Annotated in this window: 12 protein-coding genes; 8 read left to right on the top strand and 4 right to left on the bottom strand. The window is 61.8% G+C overall.

What is annotated here, in order from left to right; all coding sequences use genetic code 11:
• Positions 1 to 9 precede the first annotated feature (9 nt).
• From LLY24_RS00495 to LLY24_RS00470, 6 genes are all read left to right on the top strand, one after another.
• Complete coding sequence (locus tag LLY24_RS00495) at positions 10 to 1401, top strand: sodium:solute symporter family protein (RefSeq protein WP_259034308.1); 1392 nt, start codon at positions 10 to 12, stop codon at positions 1399 to 1401.
• Between the two features lie 64 nt (positions 1402 to 1465).
• Positions 1466 to 2701 (top strand): alpha-hydroxy acid oxidase, encoded by a 1236-nt coding sequence (locus LLY24_RS00490; protein ID WP_259034307.1) that lies wholly within the window; start codon positions 1466 to 1468, stop codon positions 2699 to 2701.
• 53 nt (positions 2702 to 2754) lie between these two features.
• Positions 2755 to 4173, top strand: a complete 1419-nt coding sequence (locus tag LLY24_RS00485; protein WP_259034306.1) for a UbiD family decarboxylase — start codon at positions 2755 to 2757, stop codon at positions 4171 to 4173.
• A 53-nt stretch (positions 4174 to 4226) separates the two neighbouring features.
• Positions 4227 to 5666 carry an aldehyde dehydrogenase family protein gene (locus LLY24_RS00480; RefSeq protein ID WP_259034305.1) on the top strand — a complete coding sequence of 480 codons (1440 nt, stop codon included), beginning with the start codon at positions 4227 to 4229 and terminating at the stop codon, positions 5664 to 5666.
• A gap of 20 nt (positions 5667 to 5686) precedes the next feature.
• Positions 5687 to 6637, top strand: a complete 951-nt coding sequence (locus tag LLY24_RS00475) for a LysR family transcriptional regulator (RefSeq protein WP_259034304.1) — start codon at positions 5687 to 5689, stop codon at positions 6635 to 6637.
• Positions 6624 to 7256, top strand: coding sequence for a UbiX family flavin prenyltransferase (locus LLY24_RS00470; RefSeq protein WP_259034303.1), 633 nt, complete (start codon positions 6624 to 6626; stop codon positions 7254 to 7256). Before LLY24_RS00475 ends, LLY24_RS00470 begins: the two co-directional genes overlap by 14 nt.
• A 26-nt stretch (positions 7257 to 7282) precedes the next feature.
• Here LLY24_RS00470 and LLY24_RS00465 read toward each other — a convergent pair whose 3' ends face one another.
• Both LLY24_RS00465 and LLY24_RS00460 read right to left on the bottom strand, forming a co-directional pair.
• Positions 7283 to 7450 (bottom strand): hypothetical protein, encoded by a 168-nt coding sequence (locus LLY24_RS00465; RefSeq protein WP_259034302.1) that lies wholly within the window; start codon positions 7448 to 7450, stop codon positions 7283 to 7285.
• 12 nt (positions 7451 to 7462) lie between these two features.
• On the bottom strand, positions 7463 to 7864 hold the full coding sequence (locus tag LLY24_RS00460; protein WP_259034301.1) for an alpha/beta fold hydrolase: 402 nt from the start codon (positions 7862 to 7864) through the stop codon (positions 7463 to 7465).
• Positions 7865 to 7877: 13 nt separating this feature from the next.
• Between LLY24_RS00460 and LLY24_RS00455 the strand changes: the two genes are divergently transcribed.
• Positions 7878 to 8843, top strand: a complete 966-nt coding sequence (locus tag LLY24_RS00455; RefSeq protein ID WP_259034300.1) for an XdhC family protein — start codon at positions 7878 to 7880, stop codon at positions 8841 to 8843.
• Between the two features lie 116 nt (positions 8844 to 8959).
• Positions 8960 to 9805: a helix-turn-helix transcriptional regulator gene (locus LLY24_RS00450; RefSeq protein ID WP_259034299.1), complete on the top strand. Its 846-nt coding sequence runs from the start codon at positions 8960 to 8962 to the stop codon at positions 9803 to 9805.
• A gap of 122 nt (positions 9806 to 9927) precedes the next feature.
• Here the strand turns inward: LLY24_RS00450 and mgtE are convergent, their stop codons facing one another.
• Both mgtE and LLY24_RS00440 read right to left on the bottom strand, forming a co-directional pair.
• Positions 9928 to 11316 carry a magnesium transporter gene (gene mgtE / locus LLY24_RS00445; protein WP_259034298.1) on the bottom strand — a complete coding sequence of 463 codons (1389 nt, stop codon included), beginning with the start codon at positions 11314 to 11316 and terminating at the stop codon, positions 9928 to 9930.
• Positions 11317 to 11486: 170 nt separating this feature from the next.
• Complete coding sequence (locus LLY24_RS00440) at positions 11487 to 11915, bottom strand: F0F1 ATP synthase subunit epsilon (protein WP_259034297.1); 429 nt, start codon at positions 11913 to 11915, stop codon at positions 11487 to 11489.
• Position 11916 lies beyond the last annotated feature (1 nt).

Genomic DNA, 11916 nt, shown 5'->3' with positions numbered 1-11916 from the left:
GTAATAAATATGGAACCAGCCTATTCCGTCTTGCTGATCACTGCCATTTACATGCTGGTGCTGGCCCTGATCAGTTTCGCCGTGCGTAAACATTCGCGTAACGCCAAGAACTTCACCACCGGTGGTGCGCATTTCCCGGCCGTGCTGATCGGCCTGTTGATGATGTCCGAGTTCATCGGCACCACAGCCAGTGTCGGCACTGCACAGGCTGCCTACACCCATGGCATTTCCGCTGCCTGGAACCTGGCCGCGCTGGGTATCGGCTTCGTGATTTTTTCCCTGCTGCTGGCGAGGAAGTACAAGGAGCTGGGTGAAAACACCATCTCCGGCGCGCTGGCCAAGGCCTATGGAGAGCCGGTTCGCCTGGCCACCTCGGTCATCATGATCTGCGCACTGATGATCGTTGCGGTCTCTGTGTATGCCAGCGGCGGTGCCATTCTTTCCGGGCTGATGGGTATTGATCGCACCTACGCAATCATCGTCACCGGCGTGGTGGCGGTGATGTACGTCAGCATTGGTGGCATGCGCTCGGTTATCTACACCAACACCATCCATGCCATCGTCATGTACGCCGGCATCATCCTCGCAGTGGGCTTCGCGCTGAGCAACGTAGGCGGTATCGGTTCGCTCACGCAGACCCTGCCGGCGGAAATGTTCGAGCCGGGCAACGTTGGCTGGTCGCAGATTTTCGCCTGGCTGGTGGCCGGTATCGGCGCCACCTTCGCCACCCAGTACATCGTGCAGGCTATCACCACCGTCAGCGATGGCCGCAAGGCCCAGACAGCCAGTTTCTTCTGTGCGCTGATGCTGATTCCCTACGCCCTCTTCGCGGCGTTGGTCGGCATGTGTGCGGCGGTCATGTTTCCCGGTATCGAGCCGCTGCAGGCCTTCCCCAGTGTGCTCAGCCACATGAATACCCTGGCCGCGGGCATCGTCGTGGCGGGGATTGCCGGCGCGCTGTTCGGCACCATCGCGGCGCTCACCATGGGCTGCGCGACGCTGGCCCTGAAGGATTTCTATCAGCGCTTCTTCAACCCTGGCAAAGACGACCGCAAGGATCTGATCTTCGTCAAGCTGGCGACCATATTTGCCGGCCTGGTGCCGATCTCCCTGGCGATATTCGCCTCCGGCGTGCTGGAGGTCACCTTCCTTGCCAAAGCCTTGCGCACCGCCTTGGCAGTACTGGTGCTGATGATGTTCTACGCCCCCCATTTCGGCAGTCAGCGTGGCGCCTTCCTGAGCATCATCGCCTCGCTGGTAGTTACGGTCAGTTGGTTCCTGATGGGCAACCCCTACGGCATCGACAACGCCTATGTCGCGCTGGTAACCCCGCTGATCATCATGACCGCCAGCCATATCCTGCGTGGCGCGCCAGATCGACTGCTGCAGCAAGGCTCCTAGTGACGTAACAAGTGCGGTGCCAGCAGGTGCCGCGCAAACCCATAGCAGTGGTACGGAGATGGATATGTCAAAGGTAGAAACTGCCGTGCAGCCTGTGTCTCAAGCCTGGGGTGCAGGAAGCGCGCAGGGCAGGGCGGCCGAGCGCAAGCGGCGCCTGCCGACCTTTAGCTACCTCGACGCGCAGGCCCGGCGGCGGATCCCCGGTTTCGCCTACGACTTCGTCGATGGCGGTACCGGTGAGCACCTGGGCGCCAGGCGCAACAAAGATGCGTTCGACGCCATCGAGATTGTCCCGCGCTATGGCGCGCCAACGGCGGTGCGTACCGACGTCGAGCTTTTCGGGCGCAGTTATGCAAGCCCCATTGGCATCTCTCCGGTTGGGGTGGATGGCCTGGTCTGGCCAGGCGCCACGATCCTGCTGGCCAAGGCCGCGCAGGCCGCACGCATCCCCTATATCACCGGGACGCTGGCGTCGGCTTCGCTGGAGCAGGTGGCCGAGCTGTGCCCGCATGGTGCCTGGCTCCAGCTCTACGGCATGCCGCGGGATAACCACCGGGTGACGTTCGACCTGGTCGAGCGAGCCACCCGGGCCGGTATTCATGCGCTGGTGGCGACACTGGATGCACCGGTGCGCTCCAAGCGCCCGCGGGACATGCGCAATGGTCTGGTGGTGCCGTTCCGGCCGAACCTGCGCACGGTCTGGCAGGTGGCGACCTCGCTGCCCTGGGCCATGGCACTGCTCAGCGCCGGCAGCCCCCGCTTCGCCAACATCGAGCGCTATGTCGGCGAGAACGCCAGTCAGGCACAGGCGGCGGGTTTCGTGCAGCGGGAGATCAAGGGCACTTTCGACTGGGAGACCCTGAAACGCATGCGTGATCGCTGGGACAAGCCATTGATCGTCAAGGGCGTGCTGCATCCCGAGGATGCGCAGCAGGCGTTGGCCATCGGCATCGACGGGATTCTGGTTTCCAACCACGGTGGTCGTCAGTCCGAGGCGGCACCGCCTGCCATCGACATGCTGCCGGCGATTGCCGAGGTGGTCGGCCAGCGCGCCACGCTGCTGTTCGACAGCGGTATCCGCTCCGGTCTGGACGTTGCCCGCGCCGTCGCCCTGGGTGCCGATTGCACCTTCTGCGGGCGGGCATTTCTGCTTGGCCTGGCCGCGCTCGGCGCTGAGGGCGGTGACTACGTCGCCGAGATGCTTACCGACGAACTCCGTGTCGCCATGGCGCAGTCTGGCGCGCATGACTTTACCGCCTTGCGCAACGCCAGCATTCGCCACCCCTCGCGCTGGCGTTAGCCAGACCGGCACAGACGGCGCGCATGACCCAACAGACAAGATGAGGAACACATATGAGTACCCCAGGCATGATGGCCAACGCTGACAACACCAGCCTGCCGGTGGGGGCCAGCCTGCGCGGCTGGCTCGACCGCCTGCAGCAAAGCGGGCGGCTGAGCATCGTCAATCCCGGCACCGATCTGCGCTTTGGCGTGGCGGCGGTTGCCAACCGCCTGGATGGCCAGAGCGCCTCGCTGTTTCTGCGCCCCAGTGAGCACCCTGTTGCGGTGATTTCCGGGCTGCTGTCCGATCGTCAGTGGATGGCCGAGGCCATGGGCGTCGAGCCGAGCCAGGTGCTGGCGCGCTTCGAGCAGGCGTGTCTGGAACCCTTGCCCTGGCAGGAGCAGAACGACGCCCCTTGCCAGCAGGTGGTACACCGTGAGGTAAATCTGCTGGCCCAGTTGCCGATTCCGACGCACAACGAACACGACAGCGGCGCCTACATCACTGCCGGGTTGCTGATTACCCGCAATCCGCGCACCGGGGTGCAGAACGTGTCGATTCATCGCCTGCAGGTCAGCGGGCCGAACCGCCTGGGTGCGTTGCTGCTGCCGCGTCATGCGCTGGCCTTCTTTCAGGAAACCGAGCGTGACAACGAAGACCTGGAAGTTGCCGTGGTGGTGGGCTGTGATCCCCTGACGCTGATGGCTTCCCAGGCCATCGTGCCGATCGACCATGACGAACTGGAAATCGCCGGTGCGCTGCAGGGCCGGCCGCTGCCGGTCGCCAAATGTGTGACCAACCGCATTCGCGTGCCGGCTGAGGCGGAGATCGTCATCGAAGGTCGCCTGCTGGCCAATGCCCGTGAAGAAGAAGGGCCGTTCGGCGAGTTCCCGCAGTACTACGGCGAGCGTGCCAAGCGCCATGTGATCGAGGTCGACGCCGTTACCCATCGCCGCTCACCGCTGTTCCATACCATCGTCGGCGGTGGCCTGGAGCACCTGCTGCTCGGTGGCATCCCGCGGGAGGCGACCATGCTGGCGCACCTGCGGCGTAGTTTCCCCTGCGTGCGTGACGTGCACCTTGCCCGTGGCGGCGTCTGTCGTTACCACCTGTACGTGCAGATCGACAAGCGTTCGGAAGGGGAGGCGAAAAACGTCATCCTCGGCGCCCTGGGCGGGCACTACGACATCAAACACGTGGTGGTGGTCGATACCGACGTCGACATCCATAACCCGACCGAGGTCGAGTGGGCGGTGGCGACGCGCTTCCAGGCACACCGTGACCTGGTGCTGATTCACGATTCCCAGGGCTCGAAACTGGACCCGTCGACCTGCGATGGAGTGGGTTCGAAGGTGGGCTTCGATGCCACCGTGCCGCTGGATGCACCACCGATGCGCTTCAAGCGTATTCGCGTGCCCGGCGAAGCCGAGGTGGATCTGGCCGCTGTCAGCCGCCCGGCCGGTGCCGACTGGCAGCAGCAGCTCGGTTGAGCTGCGAGCCTTGCGTGACAACAACTAAAGAGATCGCCGGACAGGAGACACAGATGCAACAGGCACGACATTTCATCGACGGCCAGTGGTGTGACGATGGGCGCTGGGCCGACAGCCTGGACCCGGCCAACGGGGAACTCATCGGCCGCTTTGCCGATGGCGACGAAGGCACGGCGCGCGCCGCTGTGGCAGCGGCTGTCAGCGCCTTCGCCAAGCCGCAGTGGTCGCAGAATCCGCGCCTGCGTCAGCAGGTGCTGCTGGAATGGGCAGCGGCTCTGCAGCGCCGCCAGGATGAGCTGGCGACGTTGCTGACCCGTGAAAACGGCAAAGCCCTGGCGCAGTCGCGTGGCGAAATCGCCGGCGCCATTTCGGAGATTCTCTATTACGCGGGGCTGGCCCGGCATAACCCCGGACACGTGCTCGAAGTGGCCCCGGGCGAGTTCTCTACCATGCTGCGCGAGCCTGCCGGCGTGGCGGCGCTGATCATCCCCTGGAACGCGCCGGCGGTACTGCTGGTACGAGCCCTGGCCCCGGCGCTGGCGGCCGGCTGCACCTGTGTGGTCAAGCCGGCGCCGCAGACCACCTTGTTCAACGCGGCCTTGCTGGCGCCGCTGCTGGAACTGCCGAGCCTGGCTCCTGGGGTGGTCAACCTGTTCGCCGAGTGCGGGCATGCTGGCGCCGCCTATCTGGTGGCCACGCCGCTGGTGGACGTGCTCAGCTTCACCGGCTCGACCGCCACCGGCACGCGAATCATGCAGGACGCTGCGCCGACCATGAAGAAGCTGTCGCTGGAGCTGGGCGGCAAGTCCTGCTGCCTGGTGCTTGACGATGTGGACATCGCCAGTGTGGCGCTCAAGATTGCGGCCGCGGCGACCATCATCTCCGGCCAGCAATGCACGGCGGCCCGGCGGGTGCTGGTGCATGCCAGCCGCGCGGCAGAGATGAAGCAGGCGCTGACGGCTGCGCTGGCCGAGATACGTGTTGGTCATGGTCTGGATGCGGCGACGCAAATGGGGCCACTGATCGACCGTAGTGCACGTGATGGCGTCGAGCAGCGCATTGCCCTGGCGCTCGACAGTTGCGATGAAGTGCTGCTGGCCGGCGGCCGGCCGGCCGGTCTGGATAGTGGTGCCTTCCTGACTCCCACACTGATTACCCATCACGACAGTGCCGCGTTCTTCTGCCAGGAGGAAATCTTCGGCCCGTTACTGGTGCTGGAAACCTTCGACAGCGAAAGCGAGGCCGTGCAGCGTGCCAACCACAGCGAGTTTGGCCTTTCGGCCAGCGTGTGGACGGCCGATGGCGCACGGGCCATGCGGCTGGCGCGTGCCCTGCGCAATGGCACGGTGTGGATCAACGATCACAACAAGCTGTTTGCCGAGGCGGAGACCGGTGGCTATCGCAAAAGCGGGCTGGGGCGCCTGCATGGTTACGACGCGCTGCTGGATTTCACAGAGCTCAAACATGTCTACCAGAATGTCGGTTCCCTATAGGCAGCATCGAAGAGGTCGTGATGGAGCTGCGCCAGCTGAAGTACTTCACCTGTCTGTACGAGGAAGGGTCCGTGACCAAGGCGGCGCAGCGGCTGAATATCGTGCAGCCGGCCCTGTCGATGCAGATCGCCAAGCTCGAGGAGGAGCTCGGCCAGGCGCTGTTCGAGCGCACGCCGAAGGGCATGATTCCTACTGAGGCCGGGGTGCAGGCTTACCGCCTGTTCATGCCGATTCTGGGCGAGTTGCTGGAGGCCCGGCAGACCCTGATCGACCGCAGCGGTGCAATTGGCGGACGAATCAATGCCGGCTTGATCGCTTCGGCTGCCAACCAGGCGCTGGCTAGCACCCTGGGGTATTTCGTCGAGCATCATCCGGAGGTCGAGCTACAGCTCAGCTACGGCTACAGTCAGGAGCTTATCGACCGGGTGCTGTCCGGAGCGCTGGATTTTGCCGTGATCAATCAAAGCTTCCAGCAGGAGAATCTGCACCGCCGTGACATTCTCGATGAAGAGCTGCTGGTAGCGACCGGCGCGGCCACGCGACTGCGCCTTTGCGCACCGATTCCGCTCGAGGCACTGGGGGCGCTCAAGCTGATACTGCCGTCACGGCGGCATGGCCTGCGCATGGTCATCGACCAGGCGCTCGCTGCCCAGGGGCTGGAGTTGACCCCGCACCTGGAGCTGGACGATCTCACTGTGATCGAGAGCTTTCTCCGGCGCAGCGACTGGATCAGCGTACTGCCGGCCACGCTGCTGCGCTCCGGCCTGGAGGAGGGCGCGTTGCGCGCCTACCCACTGGCGGCACCCGGTATCACCCGGCGCATGGTCTGCGTGCATGACAGTCGGCGTCCGCTGACACCGGCCGCGTTGCTGTTCATCGACATCATCAGCAAGACGCTGGCCACCGCGCTCAATGCCATCCATTTCTACAAGGAAGGCGCACTTGAGGATTCCGAGCATGAACTCAAATAGTCCGCGCCCGCAGCGGCTGGTCATCGGCATTTCCGGCGCCTCGGGAGCCATCTATGGCGTGCGCCTGCTGGAGCTGTTGCGTGACACGCCGATCGAGACCCATCTGGTGGTATCGAAGTCGGCACTGATCACCCTGGCGCATGAAACCGGCCTGTCCTGGTCGCAGCTCAAACCGATGGCCAGCGTCTGCCATTCCAATCAGGACATCGGTGCGTCCATCGCCAGCGGTTCGTTCAAGACCATGGGGATGATCGTCGCTCCCTGTTCCGTGCGCTCGATGTCGGAAATCGCCAGTGGTGTGACCTCGACGCTGCTGACCCGCGCTGCCGACGTCATGCTCAAGGAGCGGCGGCGCCTGGTGCTGATGGTGCGTGAGACGCCGCTGCACCGTAACCACCTGCGCACCATGACCGAACTGGCCGAGCTGGGGGCGATCATCGCGCCTCCCGTCCCGGCCTTCTATGCCAAGCCGGCGTCATTGAACGAGATGGTCGACCATACGCTGGGCCGTGTGCTCGACATGTTCGACATCGAGCTCGGCGTGGTCAGGCGTTGGCGCGAAACAGAAGAACACCTGCCGACCCTGGATGACGTCGAGACGACGCTGCGCGAGGCCTGACGAGCATGCCTGCCGCCTTCCTTCCCTCAGCCAGACAGGCTCGCGTGAAACTCGCCGAGCAGGGCCAGCACGCGTTCGCGGGCCTGGTTCTGCGGGAAGTGGCGGCAGTGTTCGAGCAGTATGATGTGATAGAAATTACTGGCCAAGCAAACAATGATCCGCAGTTGCACGATGATGAAGAATGCCAGTTTCAACTAAGTTTCGCTTCAGCCGTGGAAGCCGCAGTTGCTATGCCCGAGCAACACCACCTGGTCGAGGGCCAGCGCATCAAGCAGACGCGCCAGCTCACTGGGGCCGTCCACGCTCAGGTAGTCGAGCGGTCGCGGCAGGCTGATCGCGCTGGAGTACCCGTAGCCCTGGCGGCTGTAGGTCAGTACCGAGGCATGACAGGTCGCGGCCAGCTGAGCCGGAAAATCCTTCCACAGCTCCAGGCTGCCGAGTCCTTCATGCAGCAGCACGAAGGTCGGCCCTCCGGCCTGTGCGGGGCGCAGCCACTGGTATTCGAGACGAGCAGCAGAGGTGTCGAGAAACTGGCGAGCGGTCATGAAGTACGGGCCTGCCTGACTGACGCTGCGCAGGGTAACCGATTTACGTGCTGCGCTAGGCATGAGGAGCGGACACATGCGCCAGCTTGATCTGCAGGTCATCGGCAGCGCCCTGCGCTGGGCGCGCGAGGGGCATCCCATGTGGCTGTGTACCGTGTTGTCCACCTACGGCTCGGCACCCCGCTCGCCTGGAGCGATGCTGGTGGCTCGGGGCGACGGCCAGTTTGTCGGCTCGCTGTCCGGTGGCTGTGTCGAGGAGGTGTTTCTTGAGGCGCTAGCCTGCGGCGAGCTGCGTGCCCCGGCGCAGATCGTGCGCTACGGCGAGGCTGACGGTGAGCGGCAACGTCTGCAATTGCCTTGTGGCGGCATTTTGCAGGTGCTGGTCGAGCACCGTGCGGCAGACGAAGCCTGGATCGACCACCTGTGCGACCTGCACGATGCCCTGCTGGGGCAGCGCCGCCTAGTGCGTGACCTCGACCTCAGCGCGGGCTCCTTCACGTTGCTGGCAGACCAGGGGGGCGAGGTTGCCCGTGTTCAGGACGAGCGCGTACAGGTCCGCATTGGCCCGGCCCTACGCCTGATTCTGGCAGGCTTGTCGCCTGTCGCGCAGTACTGCGCGACTTATGCACAGGCCATAGGCTGTGAAGTGATCGCTTGCGATCCACGCGAAGAGATGGCCGGCTTTTCTCAACCGGGGGTGCACTTTCAGGCGCAGATGCCGTCGGCGTTCATCGCCGCCGGGCACAGCCATGAAGCCACTGCTGTGGTCGCCCTCACCCATGATCCACGCATTGATGACCTGGCACTGATGGAGGCGGTACGCACGCCGGCGTTCTACATCGGGGCCATGGGCTCGCGGCAGACCTCGGCCCGACGCGCCGAACGACTGGCGCGCGTGGGCGGGCTGTCAGAGGAACAGATTGCGCGTATCCACATGCCTATCGGCCTTAACTTAGGTAGTAAAACACCTGCTGAGATTGCTTTAGCAGTAGTTGCTGACGTACTTCGTGTATATCACGGAAAGCCTCGAAATGTGCTCTAAACGAAAGTATGAGACTTGGCGTTGGCACATCTAAATCTTATAGATCAGACGGGTGATACACTGCTAAATAATCATTCCGAGCCTTTCCTTCCCCACTACGCACTAAGGAGCTAGCGATGTCTACCGCACAGCGTGTCTTCCACGGTAGGTTCGGACGAGTTGCCCTCCTCGACATGGATCGTCCTCTTGTTGTCCATTCTCACCACGAATGCCATGTGCTGGTGAAAGTCTCCGGTGCCGACACATTCTTCAACGTCAACGGCCATAAAGTTCCACTTACCGACCGTAATGCAGTTCTGATAAATGCTTGGCAACCGCATTTTTTTGATTACCAGGTCGGGGTCGGACAGACACAGATTCTTGCGCTCTATATAGAGCCATCTTGGCTAGCTGAAGCCCATAAAACACTAGTATTAAGTTCACATACTGGATTTTTTACTCAGTCTAGCATTGAGCTTAGTAGCAAAAATAGAGCGTTAGCAGACCGATTAATCGCCGATGCGTATAGCATCGGGTTAATGCAACGCGAACATATTGAATTTTTACTTTTCAATTTTCTAATCGAGCTGATCGAGCATTTTTCGCAATGGAAACATTTATCTCGTCTAGGTGCCCAGAATCAACAAGGATTTTACGATGTACGTATTCGCCGTGCCTGCGCCTACTTGCAAGCTCATCTTGACGATCCTCATTGCATTCACAACGCTGCAAAGGCCGCAAATTTATCTCGTGCTCACTTTTTTACTCTGTTTCGCAAGGATACCGGAATGACGCCGAGGCTTGTGCTCAATGACGCCAAAATGCGTCGGGCCTTCACTTGGCTTGAACAAGAACGTAACGGTACCCTTGGCCAGCTCGCCGAGAACCTTGGCTTTACCGAGCAAGGGCACTTTACTCGTTTCTTTCGCCAACATATTGGCGCATCTCCAAGCCAGTATCGATGTGTGGTAGATAGCTATTAAAACTAGGGATATTTAACATCGAATTATATTAAAAATTAAAAACAGGCGATAGAGTTAAAATCTTCTACCGCCTCACTATTACTTTTTTAAAATTAAAAAAACACTAAAATATTATGTATTATTTAACCGCTCACCTGGGCCAAAATGGCCGTGGCGATGGTGAAGTAGATCAACACCCCCGTGGCATCGATCAGGGTGGTCACCAGCGGCGCCGACGCCGTTGCCGGGTCCACCTTGAAGCGCTCCAGCACGAAGGGCAGGCACATGCCCATCAGACTACCAAAGAGCACGATGGTGACCATGCTCAAGGCGACGATGGCCGCTACGGCGTCGCCGCCGCGCATGATACCGATGGGCGTGACCGCAATCGCCATGGTGAGGCCCAGCGAGCCCGCCACCAGGAGTTCGCGCCCGAGCATCTTGCTCCAGTCCTTGACCCCGACATCGCCGGTGGCCATACCACGCACCATTAGCGTCGCCGCCTGGGCACCCGCGTTACCGCCGCTGCCAATCAGAAGGGGCAGGAAGAAGACCAACGCCACCTGGGCGGCAATGATGTCCTCGAAATAGGCGATCCCCGCGCCGGAAAAGAGATTGGCGAATACTAGCAGTACCAGCCACGTCACCCGCTTGCGGTAGAGGCTCCATAGCGGTACCCGGCTAACGCCATCCTCCAATTGGCCAATCGACATCCCCTTGTGGATATCTTCGGTGGCCTCCGACTCGGCCACATCCATGGCGTCATCGTGGGTGACGATGCCCACTAAGCGGTTGTCGGTATCGATCACCGGCAGCGCCAAAAGATCGTAGCGCGCGACGATGCGCGCCACCTCCTCCTGGGCTTCATCCACGGCGGCGCGGATGACATCCTTGATCATGATGTCGTCGACCACCGCGCCCGGCCGCGCAACCATGAGTTGGCGCAGCGACATGGTGCCGATCAGCTCGCCCTCTAGTGACAGCACGTAGAGCTGATAGACGGTTTCGGCATCGGGCGCGGTTTGCCGTACCCGCATCAGCGCCTGAGACACCGTCATGCCACTGGCTATGGCGACATAGTCAGAGGTCATGATGGCGCCAGCGGTGCCCTCTTGGTAGCTCGCCAGGCGCTTGAGATCCTCGCGCTCCTGGCGTGCCATACGCCGTAGTAGCGCCTCGCGGCGATCCTCGCCGAGCAGGTTGAACAGATCCACCCGTTCATCCGAGCCCATCTCTTCGAGCAGAGTGAGCACCTGAGCGTCGCTGAGCTCGCCCACTACCTCGAGCTGGCTCTCGCCGGGCAGATAGCCCAATACGTTGGCGGCGCGTTCGGTGGAGAGAATATCGAGCACGGTGAGGGCTGCAGTGAGCTCCTCGTCCTCCTCGATCATCTCTTCGAGCACTTCACCGATGTCGGCAGAACGAATCTCGGCTAAGCGTTCGGCCAGAAGCGATTTGCTCGGCGTCTCCTTTTCCAGCTCGTCCAGCAACTCGCTTTTCAGTTCCTGCAAGGTTTCATCGTTCAATGACATCGCTTTCTCCTTGACGGGGCACGCCCTGTCTTGACTCACTTGCGTTACGTTGCGTAAGACGACGGCGTACGAACTCGCTGTGACTTCCTGTCATAATAAAAGTGCATAAAAAACGCCCCTCAAACCCTAGCGGGTTCGAGAGGCGTTGTCGTCACGCCTAAGGCGTCGGTCTAGCCTTTACCCGCTTTCTTGCGCAGCTGTTGAATCGTTCGCAGCTGAGCGACGGCTTCGGCAAGCTCTGCCGCGGCACGGGTATAGTCGAGCTCAGAGGACTTCTCGTTGAAGGCCTTGAGCGCCTGTTGACGCGCCTCTTCCGCTGCGGCCTCGTCGAGGTCACCAGCGCGTGAAGCGGCATCGGCCAGAATGGTCACCACGTCGGGCTGCACTTCCATGAAGCCGCCGGAGACGAAGAAGTTTTCCTCCTTGCCGCCGTCGTGGATGACCCGAATGGGCCCCGGCTGCAGCTCGGTCAGAAGCGGGGCGTGGCCGGGCAGAATACCCAGATCCCCCATCTGACCGGAAGCGATGATCTGCTCGACACTACCTGAGAAGATCGACGCTTCGGCGCTGACGATGTTACATGTGAAGCTGTTCGCCATA

Source organism: Halomonas dongshanensis (assembly GCF_024790395.1).
Lineage (GTDB): Bacteria > Pseudomonadota > Gammaproteobacteria > Pseudomonadales > Halomonadaceae > Vreelandella > Vreelandella dongshanensis.
Note: the sequence above shows the minus strand (reverse complement) of the source record. Positions and strands in the feature narration are given on the sequence as shown.

What these genes read in the sequence shown, in the direction of transcription:
- LLY24_RS00440 (WP_259034297.1), bottom strand. Translation starts at nt 11,915, where the DNA reads ATGGCGAACAGCTTCACATGTAACATCGTCAGCGCCGAAGCGTCGATC.
- LLY24_RS00480 (WP_259034305.1), top strand. Translation starts at nt 4,227, where the DNA reads ATGCAACAGGCACGACATTTCATCGACGGCCAGTGGTGTGACGATGGG.
- LLY24_RS00490 (WP_259034307.1), top strand. Translation starts at nt 1,466, where the DNA reads ATGTCAAAGGTAGAAACTGCCGTGCAGCCTGTGTCTCAAGCCTGGGGT.
- LLY24_RS00475 (WP_259034304.1), top strand. Translation starts at nt 5,687, where the DNA reads ATGGAGCTGCGCCAGCTGAAGTACTTCACCTGTCTGTACGAGGAAGGG.
- LLY24_RS00455 (WP_259034300.1), top strand. Translation starts at nt 7,878, where the DNA reads ATGCGCCAGCTTGATCTGCAGGTCATCGGCAGCGCCCTGCGCTGGGCG.
- LLY24_RS00470 (WP_259034303.1), top strand. Translation starts at nt 6,624, where the DNA reads ATGAACTCAAATAGTCCGCGCCCGCAGCGGCTGGTCATCGGCATTTCC.
- LLY24_RS00485 (WP_259034306.1), top strand. Translation starts at nt 2,755, where the DNA reads ATGAGTACCCCAGGCATGATGGCCAACGCTGACAACACCAGCCTGCCG.
- LLY24_RS00460 (WP_259034301.1), bottom strand. Translation starts at nt 7,864, where the DNA reads ATGCCTAGCGCAGCACGTAAATCGGTTACCCTGCGCAGCGTCAGTCAG.
- mgtE (WP_259034298.1), bottom strand. Translation starts at nt 11,316, where the DNA reads ATGTCATTGAACGATGAAACCTTGCAGGAACTGAAAAGCGAGTTGCTG.
- LLY24_RS00450 (WP_259034299.1), top strand. Translation starts at nt 8,960, where the DNA reads ATGTCTACCGCACAGCGTGTCTTCCACGGTAGGTTCGGACGAGTTGCC.
- LLY24_RS00495 (WP_259034308.1), top strand. Translation starts at nt 10, where the DNA reads ATGGAACCAGCCTATTCCGTCTTGCTGATCACTGCCATTTACATGCTG.